Origin of the sequence: Gordonia sihwensis (genome assembly GCF_029632925.1) — a bacterium.
Classification (GTDB): Bacteria; Actinomycetota; Actinomycetes; order Mycobacteriales; family Mycobacteriaceae; genus Gordonia; species Gordonia sihwensis.
In genome coordinates this window covers 1,247,307-1,270,931 of record NZ_CP121248.1, presented here as the reverse complement: position 1 = coordinate 1,270,931, position 23,625 = coordinate 1,247,307, and the positions used below count along the sequence as shown (strand labels likewise).

Below are 23,625 nucleotides of genomic sequence, written 5' to 3'. Positions count from 1 at the left end.
CACTCACGCCTTCGGGACTCGGACGATGAGCGCATCGCCCTGGCCGCCGGCGCCGCACAGCGCCGCCACGCCGACCCCGCCGCCGCGACGGGCGAGCTCGAGAGCCAGGTGAAGCGTGATACGTGCGCCCGAGGTACCGATCGGGTGACCGAGCGCGATTCCGCCGCCGTTGACGTTGACCTTCTCCGGGTCGACGCCCAGCGCGCGGGTCGACGCCAGGCCGACGGCCGCGAAGGCCTCGTTGATCTCGATCAGGTCGAGATCGGCGGGGGTGATGCCCTCGCGCTCGCAGGCCTTGACGATCGCGTTGGCGGGCTGCTGCTGCAGCGACGAGTCCGGGCCGGCGACCACACCGTGGGCGCCGATCTCGGCGATCCATTCGAGTCCGAGCTCCTCGGCCTTCGCCTTGCTCATCACGACCACGGCCGCGGCTCCGTCGGAGATCTGCGAGGAGTTGCCCGCCGTGATCGTGCCACCCTTGCGGAACGCCGGACGCAGACCCGCGAGGGTCTCCACGGTGGTGTCGGCGCGCACACCCTCGTCCTCGTTGAACAGGATAGGGTCACCCTTGCGCTGCGGGATCTCGACCGGAACGATCTCGTCGGCGAAGACGCCCTTGGCGATCGCCTCAGCGGCCAGCCGATGGCTGCGCGCGGCGAAGGCGTCCTGCTCCTCACGGCTGAAGCCGTCGGTGTCGTTGCCCTGCTCGGTCAGCGCACCCATCGGCTGATCGGTGAAGACGTCGTGCAGTCCGTCGAACGCCATGTGGTCGACCAGTTCGGTGTTGCCGTACTTGAATCCCGAGCGGCTGCCGGGCAGCACATGCGGGGCCTGGGTCATCGACTCCTGGCCGCCGGCGACCACGCAGTCGAACTCGCCCGCGCGGATCAGCTGATCGGCGAGCGCGATGGCGTCGATTCCCGACAGGCACATCTTGTTGATCGAGAGCGCCGGGACGTCCCAGCCGATGCCCGCCTTGACTGCGGTCTGCCGGGCCGGCATCTGGCCGGCTCCGGCGGTGAGGACCTGTCCCATGATCACGTACTGGACATGCGACGGGTCCACGTTGCCGCGCTCGAGCGCGCCCTTGACCGCGACCGCGCCGAGATCGACGGCGGAGAAGTTCTTCAGCGATCCCTGCAGGCGTCCCTGAGCGGTGCGCGCGCCGGAAACGATCACTGTGGTGTTGTCGGACATGTATCAGCTCCTTGGCGGTGGGGGCAGCGGTCGTCACGGCGGCACACGCCGTCGCTGCGGTACTGCTCGGGGCAGCCGCGATGGCGACCCCGTCTGCAAACAACGCTACCGTTATGGCATGACCAACTCCCCATCGAACGACGTGACAAACACCACCAACGGAGGCCCTCTGACCTCGATCGGCGATCTCGTGACAGCGATCGACCATGTCGGCCTCGCGGTCCCGGATCTCGACGCCGCAGCCGCCTGGTGGCTCGACAACTTCGGCTTCGCGAATCAGCACGAGGAGGTGAACGAAGAGCAGGGCGTCCGCGAAGCGATGATCGGCCCCGAGAACGGCGACACCTTGATCCAGCTCCTCATGCCGCTCAACGAGGAGTCGACCATCGCCAAGTTCATCGACCGCAACGGACCGGGAATGCAGCAGATGGCCGTCCGCGTCACCGACCTGGACGAGGTCGCCAAGCGTCTGACCTCGGCGGGAGTGCGACTGCTCTACCCGCAGCCCAAGCGCGGAACCGCCGACTCGCGCATCAACTTCGTCCATCCGAAGGACGCGGGCGGGGTTCTCCTCGAGCTGGTGGAACCGGCCGTCGGTCACTGATCACGACCGCATTCTCGTCGCCGAGCGGGCGGTCGGCCCCGTGCCGGCCGCCCGCGCTGTGCAAGCTCGCTCGCAACACCCCGCATTCGATACTGAATTCGGACGCCGATCGGACCTAGACTGGCATCATGTCAGCCCCTGGACATCGTCAGAGCCCCTTCCCCATCGTGATGCGCGGATACGACCGCGACCAGGTCACCGATCACCTTCGGCGGCTCGAAGCCGAATTGCGCATGATGGCCGCCGATCGTGACTCCGCTCATGCCAGCGCGGACGAACTCCAGGCGCATCTCGACGACGCCCGACACCGCATCCGTGAGCTCCAGGACGAGGTGAACACTCTCTCCGTCCCGCCGACGACGGTCGCGGGGATGACCGAGCGCGTCTCCCGCATGCTGCAGTTGGCCACCGACGAGGCCAGCGAAGTCCGTGCCAACGCCAAGGACGAGGCCGACGAGACGCTGTCCGTCGCCCGCCAGGAGGCCGAGGACATCCGTGCGTCCGCGGCAGCGGCCGCCACCCGGACCAAGGAACTCGCGCAGGAGCACGCCGACGCGAAGATCACCGAAGCCGAGGAGCGAGCCGCCGAGATCGACGAGGCCGCGCGGGAACGCGAAGCACAGTCCAAGCGGGATCTCGAGGCCGCACGGGAACGGGCCCGGGAGATCATCGCCGCCGCCGAGGAGGACGCCGCGCGCCTGCGCGGGGCCGCGCACAACGTCGCGATGAACCGCCTCGCACGCTCCCGTGAGCTGGCGGAATCGGCCCACGATGCACACAAGCAGATCCTCGACCACCTCGACGCTCTCCGCGAGCACATCACCAACCTCCCCGGCGCCCTCGAACTGTCGGACGAGGAGCGGGATCTGGTCTCTCTCACCGAGACCGACGACCTCGAACTCCTCAACCGCACGCTGCTCGGGAGGGATCGATTCACCCCGCAGGACGACGCCTCCACCACGCCGGCCGAGAAGACCGATGTGCTCGACGCCGTCGACGCGGAATACGACGACGATCACGGTGACGAGCGCTACGGCGGTCCGGCGCGTAAGGAGGACTCACCGAAGGGCGATCAGGTCACGGCCTGACCGTCAGAACAGCTTGAACTCGTTGTCCTCGGTGCCGCGCAGCTTGTCGTAGTCGAGCGTCACGCACCGGATCCCCCGATCGTTGGCCAGAGTCTTGGCCTGAGGCTTGATCGCCTGTGCCGCGAACACTCCGCTGACCGGTGCGATCGTCGCATCGCGGTTGAGCAGATCCAGATACCGCGTCAGCTGCTCCACACCGTCGATCTCGCCGCGTCGCTTGATCTCCACAGCGACGGTGTGGCCATCCGCGTCTCGGCAGAGGATGTCCACCGGCCCGATCGCGGTCATGTACTCGCGGCGGATGAGCGTGTAGCCGGCACCGAGCGTCTCGATGTGCTCGGCCAGCAGTTCCTGGAGGTGTGCCTCCACACCGTCCTTCACCAGTCCCGGGTCGAGCCCGAGTTCGTGGCTGCTGTCGTGATGGAATGCCGCGATGCTGATCCGCAGCTGCTCCCCCGCCTTGTTCTCGACCACCCAGACCGAGTCGATACCGTCGGCTCCGTCTGCCGCCGGCTCCTCGACGAGCCAGCACGGCGGGCTCATCCAGTTCAACGGCTTGTAGGCTCGGTCGTCGGCGTGAATGCTGACCGAACCGTCGGACTTGATCAAGATCAGCCGCTTCGACATCGGCAGATGGGCGGTGAGCCGACCGACGTAGTCGACCTGGCAATCGGCAATCACAAGACGCACCTCAGCGAGTGTAGTGGAGACCCCCGACGCGCCCGAACAGCCTTGCCGAGCCGTATCCGAGTCACGAACGTTTCGACTCGCTTCGCTCGCTCAACCAGCCTGAAGGGGGTGCTCCCTCAACCGGCCTGCGGGAAGTGCTCTCCGACTCCTCGAGGTTTGTCGAGTAGGCGGGTGAGCGTAGCGAGCACGCCGTATCGAGACCACTCTGCCCGTCGTGCGGTGGTTTCGACTCGCTTCGCTCGCTCAACCAGCCTAAGAGGGTGCGCGCTCGACCGGCGTGGAATCGCCGGCTCCCTCGAGGTTTGTCGAGTAGGTGGGTGAGCGTAGCGAGCACGGCGTATCGAGACCAGTCTCCCGTCGTGTGGTGGTTTCGACTCGCTTCGCTCGCTCAACCAGCCTGAAGAGTGCGCGTTCGCGGTCCGTCAGGCGCGCCGTACCCCAGACACCACTCGCCGGCCGGGGGTCACGTCCCGGGAAATGGGTTGAGCCCCGATCAGACGGGGTCTGATCGGGGCTCAACAAGTTGTGTTCGGCGGTGTCCTACTCTCCCACACCCATTACAGTGCAGTACCATCGGCGCAGGTGGGCTTAGCTTCCGGGTTCGGAATGGGACCGGGCGTTTCCCCACCGCTATAGCCGCCGTAACAATATGAAACTATCCACACCACAACCCCCACCCAGGGGAATCATGGTTTGTGTGTTGTTTCAGAAGTACATAGTGGATGAACGAGCAAACATTCTGTGTGCGTGTAACAATCACCGAAACCGACTCACACAACCTCGTGATTCGTTGAATCCGAAAAAACAAATTGTTGGTGAGTGTTGTTGGTAAGTCCTCGGCCGATTAGTACCGGTCACCTGAACACATTACTGTGCGTACAGTTCCGGCCTATCAACCCCATCATCTGTAGGGGGCCTTACCCCACCCGAAGGTGGGTGAGAAACCTCATCTTGGAACAGGCTTCCCGCTTAGATGCTTTCAGCGGTTATCCCTTCCGAACGTAGCTAACCAGCAGTGCTCCTGGCGGAACAACTGGCACACCAGAGGTTCGTCCGTCCCGGTCCTCTCGTACTAGGGACAGGTTTCCTCAAGTTTCTACACGCGCGCGGCGGATAGAGACCGAACTGTCTCACGACGTTCTAAACCCAGCTCGCGTGCCGCTTTAATGGGCGAACAGCCCAACCCTTGGGACCTACTCCAGCCCCAGGATGCGACGAGCCGACATCGAGGTGCCAAACCATCCCGTCGATATGGACTCTTGGGGAAGATCAGCCTGTTATCCCCGGGGTACCTTTTATCCGTTGAGCGACACCGCTTCCACATGCCGGTGCCGGATCACTAGTCCCGACTTTCGTCCCTGCTCGACATGTACGTCTCACAGTCAAGCTCCCTTGTGCACTTACACTCAACACCTGATTGCCATCCAGGCTGAGGGAACCTTTGGGCGCCTCCGTTACACTTTAGGAGGCAACCGCCCCAGTTAAACTACCCACCAGGCACTGTCCCTGAACCCGATCAGGGTCCGAGGTTAGAAGCCCAATACGATCAGAGTGGTATTTCAACAACGACTCCACCCACACTAGCGTGCCGGCTTCACAGTCTCCCACCTATCCTACACAAACCGCACCGAACACCAATACCAAGCTATAGTGAAGGTCCCGGGGTCTTTTCGTCCTGCCGCGCGTAACGAGCATCTTTACTCGTACTGCAATTTCGCCGAGCCTGTGGTTGAGACAGCAGAGAAGTCGTTACGCCATTCGTGCAGGTCGGAACTTACCCGACAAGGAATTTCGCTACCTTAGGATGGTTATAGTTACCACCGCCGTTTACTGGGGCTTAAATTCTCAGCTTCACCACCCCGAAAGATGATTAACCGGTCCTCTTAACCTTCCAGCACCGGGCAGGCGTCAGTCCGTATACATCGTCTTACGACTTCGCACGGACCTGTGTTTTTAGTAAACAGTCGCTTCTCTCTGGTCTCTGCGACCACCACCAGCTCAGAGTGCAAGACCCATCACCGGTCGTGGTCCCCCTTCTCCCGAAGTTACGGGGGCAATTTGCCGAGTTCCTTAACCACAGTTCACTCGATCGCCTTAGTATTCTCTACCTGACCACCTGTGTCGGTTTGGGGTACGGGCCGTGTACCAACTCACTAGAGGCTTTTCTCGACAGCATAGGATCACCGAATTCACCACAACGGCTACGCATCACCTCTCAGGCTCAATAAGACACGGATTTGCCTATGTCTCACCCTACAGGCTTACACCAACTATTCCACCAGTTGGCCCGGCTACCTTCCTGCGTCACCCCATCGCTTGACTACTACACCCAAGGTCCCACGCAGCCACCATCAGAGAAATCCGAAGAAATCAACGACAGCTTTTGGATGGTTAGTACAGATGATTCATCACTGGGCGCGGATACACGGGTACGGGAATATCAACCCGTTGTCCATCGACTACGCCTGTCGGCCTCGCCTTAGGTCCCGACTCACCCTGGGCGGATTAACCTGGCCCAGGAACCCTTGGTCATCCGGCGGACAAGTTTCTCACTTGTCTTTCGCTACTCATGCCTGCATTCTCACTCCCACACCCTCCACAACTGGATCACTCCGCTGCTTCCACGGATGCAGGACGCTCCCCTACCCACCCACACCACTACACACCCACCCGCAGGCAGGCATGGATGAAATGTGTGAGTGCCGCGGCTTCGGCGGTGTACTTGAGCCCCGCTAAATTGTCGGCGCAGAATCACTTGACCAGTGAGCTATTACGCACTCTTTCAAGGGTGGCTGCTTCTAAGCCAACCTCCTGGTTGTCTCAGCGACCCCACATCCTTTTCCACTTAGTACACGCTTAGGGGCCTTAGCCGGCGATCTGGGCTGTTTCCCTCTCGACTACGAAGCTTATCCCCCGCAGTCTCACTGCCACGCTCTCACTTACCGGCATTCGGAGTTTGGCTGACGTCAGTAACCTGATAGGGCCCATCGGCCATCCAGTAGCTCTACCTCCAGTAAGAAACACGCAACGCTGCACCTAAATGCATTTCGGGGAGAACCAGCTATCACGGAGTTTGATTGGCCTTTCACCCCTACCCACAACTCATCCCCTCCATTTTCAACTGAAGTGGGTTCGGGCCTCCACAACCTCTTACAGCTGCTTCACCCTGGCCATGGGTAGATCACTCCGCTTCGGGTCTAGACCCAGCGACTCAACACGCCCTATTCAGACTCGCTTTCGCTACGGCTACCCCACACGGGTTAACCTCGCCACTGAGCACTAACTCGCAGGCTCATTCTTCAAAAGGCACGCCATCACCCACCACCCCAAAAGGGTGCGCAGGCTCTGACGGATTGTAAGCGTCCGGTTTCAGGTACTATTTCACTCCCCTCCCGGGGTACTTTTCACCTTTCCCTCACGGTACTAGTCCGCTATCGGTCACCAGAAAGTATTTAGGCTTACCGGGTGGTCCCGGCAGATTCACAGCAGATTCCACGAGCCCGCTGCTACTTGGGAACAATCGAAGCCAGTCAACACGCTTTCAGCTACGGGACTCTCACCCACTACGGCAGACCATTCCAGGCCACTTCACCTAACATGTCGATTTATCACTGACCCACCGCACGGCAGCACGATGAACGATCACCCCACAACCCCACACGCACAACCCCTGCCGAGTATCACATACGCATGGTTTAGCCTCCTCCGCTTTCGCTCGCCACTACTCACGGAATCACACTTGTTTTCTCTTCCTGTGGGTACTGAGATGTTTCACTTCCCCACGTTCCCTCCACACCCGCTATACATTCACGAGTGGGTAACACCACATCACTGGTGCTGGGTTTCCCCATTCGGACACCCTCGGATCACAGCTCGTTTGACAACTCCCCGAGGACTATCGCGGCCTACCACGTCCTTCATCGGCTCCTGGTACCAAGGCATCCACCGAACGCCCTCAAACACTTACAACAACACCCACAAACACACCCCACACACCAAACAGTGCCCGAGACGCGAATGCGGACAACAAACAAAAACAACGATCACAACACGCGATCGCACAAACCAGAATCGAAATTGCAGAACACACAACCCAACAAGAACACCAAGGAACTCGCCGGGCTAGATGCTCGCATCCACTATGCACTTCTCAAACAACACACACCCACCACCCCCAACACCCCACAAACTCCGGGGCGGAAAACAGTGAGCACCAAGACAACCCGCGCAGAACGCGTGTTCCCTCAGAACCCCGATAGTGTGCTTCGTCCACAACCGCAATCACTCACGGTCGACCACCCGCCGGCCCGCCCGCATCTCGCAGGCCACCGACAAACAAATGATGGTTTCTTGTGTTTCACCCATGAACAAACACCGACCCGATACACATTCGGCACCAGCATCGACGTGTTGTTTGCTCCTTAGAAAGGAGGTGATCCAGCCGCACCTTCCGGTACGGCTACCTTGTTACGACTTCGTCCCAATCGCCGATCCCACCTTCGACAGCTCCCTCCACAAGGGTTAGGCCACCGGCTTCGGGTGTTACCGACTTTCATGACGTGACGGGCGGTGTGTACAAGGCCCGGGAACGTATTCACCGCAGCGTTGCTGATCTGCGATTACTAGCGACTCCGACTTCATGGGGTCGAGTTGCAGACCCCAATCCGAACTGAGACGCGCTTTAAGGGATTCGCTCCACCTCACGGTCTCGCAGCCCTCTGTACGCGCCATTGTAGCATGTGTGAAGCCCTGGACATAAGGGGCATGATGACTTGACGTCATCCCCACCTTCCTCCGAGTTGACCCCGGCAGTCTCCTGCAAGTCCCCGGCATAACCCGCTGGCAATACAGGACAAGGGTTGCGCTCGTTGCGGGACTTAACCCAACATCTCACGACACGAGCTGACGACAGCCATGCACCACCTGTACACCAACCACAAGGGGGGCCGTATCTCTACGGCTTTCTGGTGTATGTCAAACCCAGGTAAGGTTCTTCGCGTTGCATCGAATTAATCCACATGCTCCGCCGCTTGTGCGGGCCCCCGTCAATTCCTTTGAGTTTTAGCCTTGCGGCCGTACTCCCCAGGCGGGGTACTTAATGCGTTAGCTACGGCACGGAACTCGTGAAATGAGCCCCACACCTAGTACCCACCGTTTACGGCGTGGACTACCAGGGTATCTAATCCTGTTCGCTCCCCACGCTTTCGCTCCTCAGCGTCAGTTACTACCCAGAGACCCGCCTTCGCCACCGGTGTTCCTCCTGATATCTGCGCATTTCACCGCTACACCAGGAATTCCAGTCTCCCCTGTAGTACTCAAGTCTGCCCGTATCGCCTGCACGCCTGCAATTGAGTTGCAGAATTTCACAGACGACGCGACAAACCGCCTACGAGCTCTTTACGCCCAGTAATTCCGGACAACGCTCGCACCCTACGTATTACCGCGGCTGCTGGCACGTAGTTGGCCGGTGCTTCTTCTCCAGGTACCGTCACTTACGCTTCGTCCCTAGCGAAAGAGGTTTACAACCCGAAGGCCGTCATCCCTCACGCGGCGTCGCTGCATCAGGCTTGCGCCCATTGTGCAATATTCCCCACTGCTGCCTCCCGTAGGAGTCTGGGCCGTGTCTCAGTCCCAGTGTGGCCGATCACCCTCTCAGGTCGGCTACCCGTCGTCGCCTTGGTAGGCCATTACCCCACCAACAAGCTGATAGGCCGCGGGCCCATCCTGAACCGCAAAAGCTTTCCACCACCAACCATGCAATCAGTGGTCCTATCCGGTATTAGACCCAGTTTCCCAGGCTTATCCCAGAGTCCAGGGCAGATCACCCACGTGTTACTCACCCGTTCGCCACTCGAGTACCCAGCAAGCTGGGCCTTTCCGTTCGACTTGCATGTGTTAAGCACGCCGCCAGCGTTCGTCCTGAGCCAGGATCAAACTCTCCAACAAAAAATGCAGAAACCACAAGATTTCAACACAAAGCCAGAAAACAGAACCTGACCAAATCCAAAAAACTGACATGGTAAAAAATTCATCCAAAACACTCACCAACCCCCCAAAAGGGCCGGCAAGCACAATCTGTCCAAAAATCTCCCACGCCACAAAACAAAAAAATAGTGGCACAAGAAATCCAAAACACACTATCGAGTTCTCAAAGAACACACACCCACCAGAACCAACCCCCACAAACAAGGGCCGAACACCAGCAGACATCTGCAATTAACTGTCAGCCACCCCGTCTCCGAGGCGACCTTCCCAGCCTACCAGACCGGAATCCTCCCTGCAACCGCGACATTCTCGAACTCCGAAGAAGAACGGGAAGTCCGCCAGACGCAGGACCGCTACTCTACCCCCACCACCCCGGCAAGATCAACTCACCGACCGGAAGGACATTTCGCTCGCCAGCACCGACGCGCTGACCTGCAATAAGTTACGCAGCGCGGCCCGGAAGGTCAAATCGCCAGGTCGCGAGAGTGAACATTCGGCGGTTTCCGCAGGTCGACGGTCGCAGACCTGTACTTTCGGTCAGCTCCCACGACCGTTGGGTCAGTTACCCCGAGGGCGCCACCGTCTTAGCGTCGGAGAATGAGCACCGCCACCGCACTCCCAGCCGCTCTATCTGCGCCGACACGTGGCTTGGTCGTCGAGACCGTGTCCGGCCGCTCGGCACTCGCCGGTTTCCGAGGATCCGGTCGGCTGAGGTGGCGACGATCCGGCGATCTGCTCGAGCTGGCGCACCCCTACGGTCCACGCGACATCAGCGATTCGGTGGTTGTCGGCGAACTCACCGCGCTGGTGTCGGCCGGCGCGATCGCCGGCCAGGAGGAGTTCGAGGCTGCGGCGGTCGAACTCATCACCGGGTGCACCGCCGATTCGGACGAGGCCTGGGTCGCCTTCTATCGCAACTCAGTCCGGGAACTCCGTGATGGCTCAGTGCCGTTCAGTCCGATCCATCGCCGCGCTCGCGGCCTTCTCGTCGGCGAATCCGTCCTCGAGGTGGGCTCGTGCTTCGGCTTCTTCGCCCTGCAGTGCGCCGGCGACGGATTCGCGGTGACGGCCACCGACATCTGCCAGGGCGCCCTGGACCTCCTCGGCCGCGCCTCGTCGAGCCTGAATCTCCCGGTGACGACCGTCCCGGGCGATGTTCGCCGCCTGCCTTTCACTGATGACAGTTTCGACACAGTGACGATACTGCATCTTCTGGAGCACCTCCCCGCAGACGATGTCTGCACCGCGATCGCCGAATGTTGCCGGGTCGCGCGGAGTCGCGTGGTGGTCGCGGTGCCGTACGAGGATGAAGTGTGTCCCCACTTCGGCCACCTCGAGCTGCTCCGCGAGGCCGACCTCCGGCAGTGGGCGCAGGCGGTCGGTGAGCACCGCACGACGATCTTCGCCGACCACGGTGGCTGGCTCGTCATCGACCTGTAGACGAAGACGGCCGTCATTCACCGCCGGGGTCGCGATCAGATCAGTCCGCGCTTGCTCGCGACGTACACCGCGTCCGTGCGCTTCGAGACCCCGAGCTTCCGGATCACATTGCGGATGTGGAACTTCACCGTCGATTCCGAGATGAACAGCGTTCTGCCGATCTCGGCATTCGATTTTCCGTCCGCCAGCAGCTTGAGTACTTCGCGTTCGCGGTCGGTGAGATCCGCCGGCGCCTCGTGCTCACCGGACACGGTGCGGAGCACGATCGCGGCACTCCGCGGGTCGAAGGCGCTTCCGCCCGTCGAGACGGTGCGGATGGCGCGGATCAGTTCGGTGGTGTCGACGTCCTTGACCACGTACCCCTTGGCGCCGGCGCGGACGGCCCGCACCACCAGATCGTCGTCGAGGAACGTGGTGAGCACCAGAGTCGCGACCCCGGGATTCCGCTTGGCTATCTCCCGGATCAGGCGCAGACCCTCGTATTCGGTACCCGCCGTGAGCTTGAGATCCACCACGACCACATCGGGCGCACAGTGGGCGATCTCGGCCAGCGCGGCGTCGAAGGTTCCGGCCTCGCCGACCACCACCACGTCGTCGTCCCGCTCCAGCAACGACCGCAGGCCTTCGCGCAGCAACGCGTGATCATCGATCAGGACCGTACGTATCGGTGCACCCATCAGATCTCCTCCTCCACCGAGTCGCCGGAACCCGGCGGAACGAGCGGCAACACGGCGGCGATCCGCACGCCACCGAGCCGCGACCTGCGGATACGCAGAGTCCCGCCGAGTTCTTCGGCCCGAGACGCCATGTTCGCCAATCCCCGATGACGGCCGGCCGCGCGGTCTCCGGCCAGTGCTGCCCGCAGAACCGAACGCAGGTCGTCGGGATCTCCGGCCCCGTCGTCGTCCACCCACAGCGTCACCCGCTCATCGGTGTAGCCGAAGGTGACGTTCACCCGTTCGGCCTCGGAGTGCACGGCGGCATTGAACAAGGACTCCCCCGCGATCCGCAGCACGGCGTGCTGGAGGTCGCCGGAGAGCTCGCGCGGCCGCCCACGGACGGTCACTGACGTCTGTGTGTCGGCAGGCATGTGCAGGGCGCACAATTCATCGAGGGTCTCGGCGATGCTGGGCGCCGGTGTCCGCGCATCGGCGAGCGTGTAGATCGCGTTCCGCAACTGCTCCATCGCGTCGCGAGTGAGCCGGACCGCCTTGTCGACGTGGTCGGCTGCCGGACCCGACACCGACGGGCGGCACAGTTCCATCTGCAGCCCGGCCGAGAGAACCGACTGACCGACCGAGTCGTGCAGCTCGCGCGCGATGCGCGCCCGCTCGCCGCCCAAGAGTGCGGTGCGCTGGGCCGCGGACAGCTCGCGCTGGGTCCGGAGCAGTTCCGAGTTCCGCTCCGCGAGTTCCTCAGCCCGACGGTCGGTCTCCGCGAACAGCGCGGCATTCACCATCGCCACAGTTGCCTGACCGGCGAGGATGCGTAGAACCATGAGATCGGCCGGGTCGACGTCGCGGTCGGCGGGCGTCCACGCCGACAGTCCGCCCACCACTCGCCCGTCCAATTCGACCGGCACATGGATGTGGTGCTCGGAGACGATCGGGCCGTGAAGGACATCGCGTTCGCCGCGCAGGACGTCGTTGAGCCTGTTGAGCACCTGATCGGGCAGATCCGTCGGCTCGGTCGCGATCCGGACGCCCTCGAAGGCCATGATCCGCCCGTCCCCCGACGCGATCAGGTGCCGCGGGGTGGTCTTGCCCAACTGACCGTCGGCCAGCGCGAACAGCACCCAGTCGGCGCCGAGATGGTCTCGTACCGTCTCCACCACCGCGACCACCAGTGCCTCGGGCCCCTCGGCGGTCTGCACCAGCGCCTTCGAGATCCCCTCCAACGCGGTCATCACCCGGCTCAGGCGCGCCGCCGTGCCCCGGAACTGCGCGTAGTGCCCGCCTTTGACGGTGCGCAGGCCGACGAGGCTGGCGAGGTCCGGTTCCTTCTCGGGCACGGTCACATCGCCTGCCGGTACAGGTCGAGGATCGCGGCCTCCTCCGGCCGCCGCGGGTTGGTGATCATGCACGAATCCGCCAGAGCGTGCGAGGTGAGCAGATCCAGGTCACCGGACCGCACGCCGAGGGGCGACAACGTGTCGGGCATGCCGACCCGCGCCGCGAGCCGTGCGACGGCGTCGGCCAGCCGGTCGGCCACGGCCCGCGGGTCTCCCGACGTCGCCAGCCCGACGGCGTCGGCGAGTTGCACGAAGTCGTCCGCGCACACCACGGCGTTGTAGCGGATGACGTGCGGCAACAGGACGGAATTGATGGTGCCGTGCGGGGCGTCGCAGTATCCGCCGACCGGGTGGCTCATAGCGTGGGCGGCGCCGAGGATCGCGTTGGTGAACGCCATACCGGCCCGCAGCGACGCCAGCGCCATCTCCTCGCCGGCTCCGGCGTCGCGCGGGTCGTCGACCAGCCGTTCCAGGTTATTCCACACTCCGCTGAGCGACTCGAGCGCGAGCGAGTCCGTGAGCCTACCGTGAGCCAGGGACACGTACGCCTCGACGCAATGGGTGAGCGTGTCCATCCCCGCCTGCGCGGTCACTTCCGGCGGTGCGGTGGTGAGCAGCGTCGGATCGATCACCGTCACATTCGGCACCAACGTGCGCCCGATGATGGTGACCTTGGTCCGCCGCTCGGGATCGTTGATGATGCAGAACTGAGAGACGTCGGCCCCGCTGCCGGCTGTGGTCGGCACTGCGACCAGCGGCGGCAGCGGCCGCACCGCACGGTCGATGCCCTCGTACTCGAGGATCACCCCGCCGTTCGACGCGAGCACGGCGACGCCCTTGGCCGTGTCGATCACCGATCCCCCTCCGAGGGCGATGAGGCCGTCGGCACCGTGTGCGCGATACGCGGCGAAGCCGTCGGCCACCTCGCCCGCCCGAGGGTTCGGCGTCACGTCCAGATACGACGCCGGACTCAGACCCTGGGCACGGAGGTCGTCGAGCAGTGCGCCGTACCAGGGCGCGGCCTCCAGGCGGCGGTCGGAGACCACCAGCGGTCGGCGGACCCCGAGCCCGGCGACGGCCACGGCGGCCTCCGGGAACGATCCGGGGCCGAGCACGATCTCCGGCGTGTGAAACTTCGCGACGCTGGTGGTGGCGCGCCGCGGCGCCCGGTCACCGTTCACCGATCACCTCCTGTTCGCCGGTGACGCTACCCCGCTCAGCGCAGCGCCGCGCCGAGTTCATCGCACCGGGTGAGGATCTCTTCACCGTCGCGCGCGCTCACGACACCGGCACAGTGTTCGGCGTAATCGCCTAGCGCACAACCGGTTTGGTTCCAGTATCGGGAGGGTTCCGGCGTCAGCCAGGCCACTCGGTAAGCGCGGCGCGCGATCTCGGCGAAGAGGTCCACCCGGGGATCGAAGGCGTTGCTCCGTCCGTCCCCGACCACCAGCACGCTGGTCCGCCGGGAGAGCAGGTCGCCGAAGCGGTCGAGCACGGCGGCCCAGGTGCGTCCGTAGTCGCTCGTCGCGGCGAGGTCGAGACCGTCGGCGGCCAGGACTGCCGCCAGAGCGTCGTCGGTGTCGGCGGCCCGCAGAGCCGGCGTCACAAGCACCGGATCGTCGACGAAGGCCATCACCTCGCATCGATCGCCGAAGCGGTGCAGGGTCTGAGCGAGCCGCAGGATGAAGCCGGCGACCGGGCGCACCGATAGGGAGACGTCCACGATCACCAACAGTCGCACCGGCCCGGGCACGGTCCGGCGTCGCCACAGGTCGACGGGAATCCCGTCGGTCGCGATCGCCGCGCGCATGGTGGCTCGCATGTCCAGACGGCCGGTGTCGGCGAGTCGGGGAACCCGTCTCGGAGCTCCTCGCATCCGCTGGACCAGCCGATGACAGGCCCGATCGAGATCGGCCTGGTCGCGGTGTTCGACGGCAGTCCCGGCCGGATCGGCCGCCACCGTCTCGATCCGCTCCGACAGTGCGTCGACGAACCGCGCGAGGGCTTCCTCCAGCGCCTCGCGCCGTTCGGCGCCGAGCCCGGCGACCTGGTCGCACGGACCGTCCTGCTCGTACGCCGTCCGGCCGTCACCCGCGCCGAGCGCGCGCAGCAGACTGGCCGCGTCGGCCAGCGACAGCGCGCCGCCCTGGACGCGCGCGGTGCTCGCGACCAGTTCTCCGACGTCCGCGGCAGCGGCGTGGTCGACATCGATCGTGTACGTCGCACCGCTGCTCACGTTGTCCGATTCGGTCGCGACCTGCAGTTCCTCGGTGCCGGACGAGACGGAGAAATCGTCGTCCTCGCGGTGCGAGCTCTCGCCCGTCCGTTCGGCGGCATCGGGATCGTCGATCATCAGATCGCCGATCTCCTCGGTGTGCTCGTCGGCACCGATCATCCGTCCGGCGCCGGTGAAGTCCTCGTCCCAGGCGACGTCGTCGGGCAGATCGTTGACGACGGTCCGCACCTTCGGCCGATCGGCGGCCGTCTCCTCGGGCCGGCCGAGACCGAAGTAGGTCGCGAACGCACGCTCGAACATCGGCTGCTCGTGCGAGTACTTCACGCTGGCGCACCGGAGCCCCGTCCGGAGGCGATCGAGATCGGCCGCTCCGACGATGTCCATCACACGCCGGATCTCGATCACCTCCGCGGGCGACGCCGGGAGGCCGTGGGCTCGCAGCGTGTGGCCGAAGGCCACGGCGAGACCGTCGAGCACGGTCATCGCCGCGCTCCGGCACCGGACCGGGCCCGGCCGGCACCGAAGGCGGTGGCGGTCCCCGAACCCGTCACGCCCGAACCCGCCGTCCCCGATCCGGCCTTCGCACCCGATCCGAGATCGGACGCGAGGAGCCGTCGCACCTGGTCGAGGTCGGTGCCGAACTTCACCAGCAACGACATCAACGCCGGGTCGCCGTCACCGGCTCGCCGATCACCCAGGAGTGCCGCGGCCCGCGCCGCGTCGATCACCTCGGCGATCGACGGACTCTTGCGGAGCGGGAGTTCGCGGAGCCGGCGCGCCAGATCGACGACGTCGGCGACCACCGCCTCGGGCACCCCGGGCGCCCGCACCGCCACGATGCGCTGCTCCCGCTCGGCCGTCGGGTACGACACCTGGAAGTGCAGACACCGCCGCTTGAGCGCGGGCGAGAGCTCCCGGGTGTCGTTGGAGGTGAGGATCACCCACGGCGCCGACCGCGCGACGAAGGTGCCGAGTTCGGGAACGGTCACCTGGCGTTCGGCGAGCACCTCCAGCATCACCGCCTCCATCGCCTCGTCCGTGCGGTCGATCTCGTCGACCAAGAGCACCGTCGGCGCCGTGGACATGATGGCCGCGAGGAGCGGACGCGGCACCAGGAAGTCCTCGGTGTACACGCCGACGTCGGTTCGCGCGAGCGCCGACGACGCGGCCGAGAGCGTCTCGTGGGCCGCCAGTTCGTCGCTGATGCGGTCACGGAGCATCTGCACGTGCAGCAGTTGGCGTGCGTAGTCCCACTCGTACAGCGCCCGCGCGTCGTCGAGGCCCTCGTAGCACTGGAGCCTGATGAGTTCCCGGCCCGACGCCGCGGCGAGGGCCTTCGCCAGCTCCGTCTTCCCGACGCCGGCCGGGCCCTCCAGCAGCAACGGACGGTCGAGCAGGGTCGCGAGGTGCAGCACCACCGCGAGGTCCGGCTCGATCAGATAACCCTGCGCCTCCAGCGACGCGGTCAGGTCGTCGACCGTCTCGAACTGCGCGATCGGTTCGCCGTCCCGCGGTTCGGCAGGCACAGGCTTCCTCGTCTTCGTCGTCTCCATCACGGCACGTATCTCCTCGTCCTGCTCGACCGTCGCGATCAGTAGCTTCCGGTCATCGCGTGGCGGATCATCGGAATCTGCGACTCGACCGTGCATTCGCGCGGATTGGCCGGCGTGCACCAGTCCTCCATCATGTGCTCGGAGATGGTGCGGATCATCTCGTCGGAGGTGTCGATCGACGAGCCGCGGCCTTCGTACTTGCCCGTGTTCATCCGGTTCTTCTGGTAGGTGTCGGGGTGCACCGAGCCGAAGTTGTCGGGAATGCCGAGGTCCTTCGACAGCCGGATCGCGGCCTCGACCGCGGCGTCGGCCGCCTGCACCGTCGTCATGTTGCGGGTGTCGACGCCCATCAGCGGAGCGATCTCGGCGAATCGCTCGTACCGCGCCGGCAGGTTGTACTCCCACACGCGCGGCAACGCGATCGCGTTGTTCAGTCCGTGATGCAGGTCGAAGTACGCGCTGACCGCATGCGACATCGAGTGGATCTGGCCGAGACCGCCCGAGTTGAACGCCTGGGCCGCGATGTACTGGGCGTGCATCATGCCGGTCCGTGCCTCCAGGTTGTGGGGGTCGTAGACGGCGGTGGGCAGGTGTTTCGCGATCAGCTCGATCGAGTACTTGGCGTTCCCCAGCGAGGGCGCGAAGTCCAGTCGCGAGACGTACGGCTCACTGGCGTGTGCGAGGACGTCGAAACCGCAGTACGCGGTGAACTCCTGCGGGCACGAGTAGTAGAGCAACGGATCGTCCATCGCCAGATCCACCAGGCAGGTGTCGTCGAAGGCCACCCACTTGTGCGGCTTGTCCATGTCGGAGGTGTCGGTGATGACGTACGCCCACGACGTCTCCGAACCCGTGCCCGCGGTGGTCGAGACCGCGATGTGCTTCGGGTTCTCCTTATTGGTGGCCTTGGAGAAGCCTTCGAACTCGTTGATGTTGCGGCCGTCGTGCGCGATCACCATTCGCGCGCCCTTCGCCGCATCGTGGCTCGAGCCGCCGCCGACCGAGATGATCCCGTCGCACTTCTCCGACTGGTAGCGAGCCGCGGCGTCCATCGCGTTGGTGTCCTTCGGGTTCGACTGCACCTCGTCGAACAGGACCACGTCGACGCCCTGGTACTCGATCTTCCCGGTCAGCTCCTCGATGATCCCGGAACCGCGCAGGCCGGTCGTCATCAACAGCACGCGGGTCATGCCGAGTTCCTTGGCTTCGACACCGAGCATGTCGTGCGCGCCGACGCCGAGCTTCGCCTTCGGGAACGGGTGGAACTCCTTGATCGGGAAGTCCCAGATCTGATTCAGCTCGATTGCCATGGGCTGGTCAACTCCTTCTGTCGGGGATGCGGTGCACCCCGTTGCCGAAACGGTCCCCACCAGCGTGTTCCCCGTCACATCATGGCGACAAGGGGCCCTGACCCGGCGCCGAGAGGATCAGCCCGAGCGGATGGGAGACGCACCTGGCCGTTCGGACAGGTTCTGCGTTGAAGGAGGGCGAACGACGAAGGGCGTTCAGCCGGAGACGCGCTCGATCTTGCCGCCGAGCGCGCTCAGCTGCTCTTCGAAGTTCGGGTACCCGCGGTCGATGTGCTCCACGTCGTGCACCTCGGTGACGCCGTCGGCGACCAGACCCGCCAGCACCAGACCGACGCCGGCACGGATGTCGGACGACCACACCGGCGCGCTCGAAAGCGTCTCGACACCGCGGATCACCGCGTGGTGCCCGTCGGTGCGGGCGTCGGCGCCGAGCCGCACCATCTCCTCGACGAACCGGAAGCGCGCCTCGAAGACGTTCTCGGTGATCATCGACATGCCCTCGGAGACGGCCGCCAGCCCGATCGCCATCGGCTGCATGTCGGTCGGGTAGCCCGGATACGGCAGCGTCGCGGTGTTCACCGCCACCGGCCGGCCTGCCTGCACCACGCGGAAACCGTCGTCGAACCGCTCCACCGTGGACCCCGCGTCTTCGAGCTTCTTCAACACGAGTCGGAGATGATCAGGGTCCACGCCGCGCACCCGGATGTCGCCGCGGGTCATCGCCGCAGCCACTCCCCAGGTTCCGGCGACGATCCGGTCGCCGACCACGTGGTGGCGGGTCGGGCTCAGCGACCGCACGCCGGTGACAGTGAGCGTGGGCGAGCCGACGCCGTCGATTCGGGCGCCCATCTGGATCAACATCTCACAGAGGTCGACGATCTCCGGTTCGCGAGCGGCGTTGTCGATGGTCGTGACGCCCTCGGCGAGCACGGCCGCCATCAGGATGTTCTCGGTGGCTCCCACCGAGGGGAACTCCAGCGCGACCGCCGCACCGGTGAGTTCCTCGGCCTCGGCGACCACGCAGCCGTGCTCGATCGCACTCTGTGCCCCCAGCGCGCGCAGTCCGGCCTGGTGCATGTCGAGCGGCCGGGAACCGATGGCGTCACCGCCCGGCAGGGCCACCACCGCCCGGCGTCGCCGGGCCATCAGCGGGCCCAGCACACAGACCGAGGCGCGGAACTGCTTCACCGCGTCGAAGTCCGCGTGGTACTCGGGCTCGGCGGGCACGTCGATCACCACCACGTCGCCGTCGATCATCACCTCGGCGCCGAGTCCGCGCAGCACGTCCGCCATCAGCGGGACGTCGGCGATCTCGGGCGCATTGGTCAGAACTGTGCGGCCCTCCGCGAGCAGTGCCGCCGCCATGAGCTTCAGAACGCTGTTCTTGGCTCCCCCAACCGTCACCTCTCCCGCCAGCCGTGCCCCACCAGTAACCAAGTAGCGATCACTCACGCACACAGCTTATCGCCGGACGCGTAGGTTGACAGACATGGCAGTCCATCTCACGCGCATCTACACCCGCACCGGCGACGACGGGACCACCGGTCTCTCCGACTTCTCACGAGTCCCGAAGACCGACTCCCGAGTGGTCGCGTACGCCGACTGCGATGAGGCCAACGCGGCCATCGGAGCCGCTCTCACGCTCGCCGCGGACGTCCCGCCCGATATCGCGGAGGTCCTGACCACGGTCCAGAACGACCTCTTCGACGCCGGGGCCGATCTCTCCACCCCGGTCGTCGACGATCCGAAGTATCCGCCGCTGCGGATCGAACCGGAGTACATCGACGCGCTCGAAGCCTGGTGCGACTCCTTCGGCGCCGAGCTCGCTCCCCTGGACTCGTTCATCCTCCCCGGCGGTACCGGGCTGTCGGCGCTTCTGCACCAGGCGCGGGTGGTGACCAGGCGAGCCGAGCGCTCCGCCTGGGCGGCGATCGCCGAACATCCCGACGATTCGTCCGTGCTTCCGGCCAAGTACCTCAACCGGCTCTCCGACCTGCTCTTCATCCTGGCACGGGTCAGCAACGTGCGCGCCGGGGTCGGCGACGTCAAGTGGGTTCCGGGAGGCGACCGGAAGCGGTGAGGAGCGGGGCGCGCCCGGTATCAGGCGGCCGGACGACGCCGCTTGGACCGCTTCGGGGCACGCGCCTCGATCCACGACTGGAAGGCCGTGGAGACCGCCGGGCTCATGCCGATTTCGTAGCGGCCACCGGCACCGGAGCGCCCTATCGACAGCTCGACGATGGCGAAGTCGGCGTCCATGATCTCCAGTTCGGTGCCGACCGGGGCTCGGCGTCCCACGATCTCGATCCGGCGGCGCGAGAGGCTGACGGTGGGGCCCGGACGCAGGGAACTGAGGCGGTAGTACGCGAGGGCGTCGTCGCCGTACTGCACCGACCCGTGCCGCCAGCCCTGATCGGCGTCGGCGGGCAGCGACCGCAGCAGCACCGGAGTCCCGGCGCGCCGGACCTCGATCAGCCGGTAGACGACGCCTGCGGCCACGAACAGGCCGGCCACGACGACGCCGACGATCACCCATACCCACATCGGCACCGCATCAACCTCCTCACATGCAGGTATACACGACCGCGGATGAGCCCTTCCTGAGACGACGACAGCCGCCCTGCAGAGCAGGACGGCTGTCGTCGTCTAAATCACATCTGCTGCGCGCAATGTCGCAGTCTCCCGGTCAGCCCACGGCTTCCGCGGCGCGGACCCGGGACTTGGCCCGGAGGAACTCCGCGCTGCCCTCGTCGGCCGACTCCAGCACCGAGCGCTCGGCGGCGACATCGATGTCGGAGGCGAACTGCGCGTGCTCGGCGAGCACGGTGACCGACTCGCCGGTCACCGACAGGAATCCGCCCTGCACCGCGAACGCGGTCCGGTTTCCACCGGACTCGGTCACGACGACGCAGCCGCCGGGAGCGAGCTCAGCCAGCATCGGAGCGTGGCTCGCGAGAATGCCGAGTTCGCCGACGGTGGTCTGAGCCACGAGGAACGTCGCGTCGCCGGAGTACAGTTCCGAGTCCGGCGAGACGACCTCGAGTCGGAAAGTCTTGTCAGCCATGAGCAGCGACTACTTTCCGGCGATCTTCTTGGCTGCAGCCTCGACGTCGTCGAGCCCGCCGCAGCTGTTGAAGGCCTGCTCGGGCAGGTGATCGAACTCGCCCTTGCACACGCGGTCGAAGGCCTCGATGGTGTCCGACAGCGGGACGACCGAACCCTTCTGGCCGGTGAACTTCTCGGCGACCAGGAAGTTCTGGCCGAGGAACTTCTGCAGGCGACGGGCGCGCGCGACCGTGACCTTGTCCTCTTCCGAGAGCTCGTCCATACCGAGGATCGCGATGATGTCCTGCAGCTCCTTGTACTTCTGCAGGATGCGCTTGACCTCGTTGGCGACGCGGAAGTGCTCGTCGCCCACGATCGAGGCCTCGAGGATTCGCGAGGTCGAGGTCAGCGGATCCACGGCCGGGTAGATACCCAGCTGCGAGATCGGGCGCGAGAGCTCGGTGGTGGCGTCGAGGTGCGCGAACGTGGTCGCCGGCGCGGGGTCGGTGTAGTCGTCCGCGGGGACGTAGATCGCCTGCAGCGAGGTGATCGAACGGCCCTTGGTCGAGGTGATGCGCTCCTGCAGCTCGCCCATCTCGTCGGCCAGCGTGGGCTGGTAACCCACAGCCGAAGGCATACGGCCGAGCAGGGTCGAGACCTCGGAACCGGCCTGGGTGAAACGGAAGATGTTGTCGATGAACAGCAGCACGTCCTGGTGCTGCACGTCGCGGAAGTACTCGGCCATGGTCAGGGCCGAGAGAGCGACGCGCATACGCGTGCCCGGCGGCTCGTCCATCTGGCCGAACACCAGCGCGGTGTCCTGAAGAACGCCCATCTCCTCCATCTCGAGGTGGAGGTCGGTGCCCTCACGCGTACGCTCGCCGACGCCCGCGAACACCGAGGTGCCCGAGAACTCGCGAGCGATACGGGTGATCATCTCCTGGATCAGAACGGTCTTGCCGACACCGGCGCCACCGAACAGACCGATCTTGCCGCCCTTGACGTACGGGGTCAGCAGGTCGATGACCTTGATGCCGGTCTCGAGGATCTCGGTCTTGCCCTCGAGCTGATCGAAGGCCGGCGGCTTGCGGTGGATACCCCACTGCTCGCCGTCGCGACCGGTGCCCGGCGCATCCAGGCAGTCGCCCAGCGCGTTGAAGACGTGGCCCTTGACGACGTCACCGACGGGAACCGAGATCGGCTTGCCGGTGTCGACGACGGCCGCACCGCGGACGAGGCCGTCGGTGGGCTGCATCGAGACGGTGCGGACGACGTTGTCGCCGAGGTGCTGAGCGACCTCGAGCGTCAGGGTCTTCGCGACCGCCGGAAGGGTGACCTCCGCGTGCAGGGCGTTGAACAGGGCGGGAATGGCGCCGCGCGGGAACTCGACATCGACGACGGGGCCGATCACCCGGGCGACACGACCGGCTGTCGCGGACGCGGCCCCCGGCGTATCAGTGACTGCTGCAGTCATTGTTCTTCACTTTCCTTCAGGTGTGTCTTGTGTCGCGATCAGTTCGCCAGCGCTTCGACGCCGCCGACGATCTCGCTGATTTCCTGGGTGATCTGCGCCTGACGGGCCGCGTTGGCCTGACGGGACAGGTTCCTCTCGAGCTCGGTCGCGTTGTCGGTCGCCGCCTTCATGGCGGTGCGACGTGCCGCATTCTCCGATGCCGCCGACTCGAGCAGCGCAGCGAAGATCCGCGATGCCACGTACTTCGGCAACAGCGCGTCGAGCAGTTCCTTGGCCTCGGGCTCGAACTCCACCTCGGCGCTCACCTCGGCGTTGGCGGAGTCCTCGAGGATGTCCTCCCCCATGTTCAACTGCTCGATCTCGAACTCGACGTCGATCGGCGCCATCCGGCGCACCACCGGCTTCTGCGTCAGCATCGACACGAAACGCGTGTAGACGATGTGCAGTTCGTCGACGCCCTCGATCTCGCCGCCCTCGGGCAGCGCCACCGACTCACCGGATCCGGCCAGGAAGGAGTCCACGAGATGGTGGACCGCGTCGGCGCTGTCGGAGAACTTCGGCTGCTGGGAGAACCCGGACCAGCCGGCGGCCACCGGACGGTCACGGAAGGTGTAGTACCCGATGCCCTTGCGGCCCATCACGTACACGACCGGTTCCTTGCCCTCGCTGCGGAGCAACGAGAGGAGTTCCTCGGTCTCCTTCAGCACGTTCGAGTTGTACCCGCCGCACTGACCGCTGTCGCTGGTGACGACCAGGACCGCGGCGCGGCGCGGGTTCTCCCGATCGACCAGCAGCGGGCTGTCCAGGGACGTGGAGGCGTTCGCCAGCGTCGTGACGACCCGGGTGATCTCCTGGGCGTAGGGACGGGCGGCAGCCACCCGTGCCTGAGCCTTGGTGATCCGCGAGGTCGCGATCAGCTCCTGCGCCTTCGTGATCTTCTTCGTCGATTGAATCGACTTGATCCGTGAGCGCAGCTCCCGAATGGTTGCCAT

17 protein-coding genes and 3 rRNA genes are annotated in these 23,625 nt (G+C 64.9%); 4 read left to right on the top strand and 16 right to left on the bottom strand.

The genetic code is table 11. The annotated features are described in order from the left end of the window. Window positions 1-3 precede the first annotated feature (3 nt). Entirely contained in the window at window positions 4-1,197 is a 1,194-nt protein-coding gene (locus tag P5P27_RS05985) for an acetyl-CoA C-acetyltransferase (RefSeq protein WP_006898214.1), read from the bottom strand. 118 nt (window positions 1,198-1,315) lie between these two features. On the opposite strand from P5P27_RS05985, the gene mce reads away from it, so the two are divergent. Then, complete coding sequence (gene mce / locus P5P27_RS05980; RefSeq protein ID WP_039868171.1) at window positions 1,316-1,801, top strand: methylmalonyl-CoA epimerase; 486 nt, start codon at window positions 1,316-1,318, stop codon at window positions 1,799-1,801. 128 nt (window positions 1,802-1,929) lie between these two features. Further along, the gene (locus tag P5P27_RS05975) at window positions 1,930-2,889 is read left to right on the top strand and encodes a coiled-coil domain-containing protein (RefSeq protein WP_062367949.1); all 960 of its coding nucleotides are present in this window, start codon (window positions 1,930-1,932) and stop codon (window positions 2,887-2,889) included. Window positions 2,890-2,892: 3 nt separating this feature from the next. On the opposite strand, the gene nucS is transcribed toward P5P27_RS05975, so the two are convergent. The 4 genes from nucS to P5P27_RS05955 form a co-directional block, all read right to left on the bottom strand. Then, complete coding sequence (gene nucS, locus P5P27_RS05970) at window positions 2,893-3,579, bottom strand: endonuclease NucS (protein ID WP_278126867.1); 687 nt, start codon at window positions 3,577-3,579, stop codon at window positions 2,893-2,895. 527 nt (window positions 3,580-4,106) lie between these two features. Then, a 5S ribosomal RNA gene (gene rrf, locus P5P27_RS05965) occupies window positions 4,107-4,223 on the bottom strand. A gap of 180 nt (window positions 4,224-4,403) precedes the next feature. Continuing rightward, window positions 4,404-7,548: ribosomal RNA gene (locus P5P27_RS05960) — 23S ribosomal RNA — on the bottom strand. Between the two features lie 456 nt (window positions 7,549-8,004). Further along, window positions 8,005-9,525 (bottom strand): 16S ribosomal RNA (locus tag P5P27_RS05955). Together the 16S, 23S and 5S rRNA genes form the textbook arrangement of a ribosomal RNA operon. 636 nt (window positions 9,526-10,161) lie before the next feature. Here P5P27_RS05955 and mftM point away from each other — a divergent pair. Continuing rightward, window positions 10,162-11,004 carry a mycofactocin oligosaccharide methyltransferase MftM gene (gene mftM / locus P5P27_RS05950; RefSeq protein WP_278126865.1) on the top strand — a complete coding sequence of 281 codons (843 nt, stop codon included), beginning with the start codon at window positions 10,162-10,164 and terminating at the stop codon, window positions 11,002-11,004. 35 nt (window positions 11,005-11,039) lie between these two features. Here mftM and P5P27_RS05945 read toward each other — a convergent pair whose 3' ends face one another. The 7 genes from P5P27_RS05945 to murA form a co-directional block, all read right to left on the bottom strand. Continuing rightward, the gene (locus P5P27_RS05945; RefSeq protein WP_062367570.1) at window positions 11,040-11,681 is read right to left on the bottom strand and encodes a MadR family response regulator transcription factor; all 642 of its coding nucleotides are present in this window, start codon (window positions 11,679-11,681) and stop codon (window positions 11,040-11,042) included. Continuing rightward, a complete protein-coding gene (locus tag P5P27_RS05940) occupies window positions 11,681-13,015 on the bottom strand; it encodes a MadS family sensor histidine kinase (protein ID WP_411815879.1) in 1,335 nt (444 codons plus the stop codon). Before P5P27_RS05940 ends, P5P27_RS05945 begins: the two co-directional genes overlap by 1 nt. A gap of 2 nt (window positions 13,016-13,017) precedes the next feature. Then, window positions 13,018-14,196, bottom strand: a complete 1,179-nt coding sequence (locus P5P27_RS05935; protein WP_062367568.1) for an iron-containing alcohol dehydrogenase — start codon at window positions 14,194-14,196, stop codon at window positions 13,018-13,020. Between the two features lie 35 nt (window positions 14,197-14,231). Continuing rightward, window positions 14,232-15,734 (bottom strand): MadC family VWA domain-containing protein, encoded by a 1,503-nt coding sequence (madC, locus tag P5P27_RS05930; RefSeq protein ID WP_006896391.1) that lies wholly within the window; start codon window positions 15,732-15,734, stop codon window positions 14,232-14,234. Next, window positions 15,731-16,804, bottom strand: a complete 1,074-nt coding sequence (locus P5P27_RS05925; protein WP_081598107.1) for a MadB family AAA-type ATPase — start codon at window positions 16,802-16,804, stop codon at window positions 15,731-15,733. Before P5P27_RS05925 ends, madC begins: the two co-directional genes overlap by 4 nt. 38 nt (window positions 16,805-16,842) lie before the next feature. After that, the gene (mdo, locus tag P5P27_RS05920; RefSeq protein WP_006896393.1) at window positions 16,843-18,114 is read right to left on the bottom strand and encodes an NDMA-dependent methanol dehydrogenase; all 1,272 of its coding nucleotides are present in this window, start codon (window positions 18,112-18,114) and stop codon (window positions 16,843-16,845) included. Window positions 18,115-18,309: 195 nt separating this feature from the next. Next, window positions 18,310-19,566, bottom strand: a complete 1,257-nt coding sequence (gene murA / locus P5P27_RS05915; protein WP_006896394.1) for a UDP-N-acetylglucosamine 1-carboxyvinyltransferase — start codon at window positions 19,564-19,566, stop codon at window positions 18,310-18,312. A gap of 37 nt (window positions 19,567-19,603) precedes the next feature. Here murA and P5P27_RS05910 point away from each other — a divergent pair, with 37 nt between their 5' ends. Then, on the top strand, window positions 19,604-20,194 hold the full coding sequence (locus tag P5P27_RS05910) for a cob(I)yrinic acid a,c-diamide adenosyltransferase (RefSeq protein WP_006896395.1): 591 nt from the start codon (window positions 19,604-19,606) through the stop codon (window positions 20,192-20,194). A gap of 20 nt (window positions 20,195-20,214) precedes the next feature. Here P5P27_RS05910 and P5P27_RS05905 read toward each other — a convergent pair whose 3' ends face one another. From P5P27_RS05905 to P5P27_RS05890, 4 genes are all read right to left on the bottom strand, one after another. Next, window positions 20,215-20,664, bottom strand: a complete 450-nt coding sequence (locus P5P27_RS05905; RefSeq protein WP_006896396.1) for a DUF2550 domain-containing protein — start codon at window positions 20,662-20,664, stop codon at window positions 20,215-20,217. Between the two features lie 136 nt (window positions 20,665-20,800). Next, window positions 20,801-21,178 carry a F0F1 ATP synthase subunit epsilon gene (locus P5P27_RS05900; protein ID WP_006896397.1) on the bottom strand — a complete coding sequence of 126 codons (378 nt, stop codon included), beginning with the start codon at window positions 21,176-21,178 and terminating at the stop codon, window positions 20,801-20,803. Window positions 21,179-21,187: 9 nt separating this feature from the next. Further along, on the bottom strand, window positions 21,188-22,633 hold the full coding sequence (gene atpD, locus P5P27_RS05895; RefSeq protein WP_006896398.1) for a F0F1 ATP synthase subunit beta: 1,446 nt from the start codon (window positions 22,631-22,633) through the stop codon (window positions 21,188-21,190). 38 nt (window positions 22,634-22,671) lie between these two features. Next, complete coding sequence (locus P5P27_RS05890) at window positions 22,672-23,625, bottom strand: F0F1 ATP synthase subunit gamma (RefSeq protein WP_006896399.1); 954 nt, start codon at window positions 23,623-23,625, stop codon at window positions 22,672-22,674.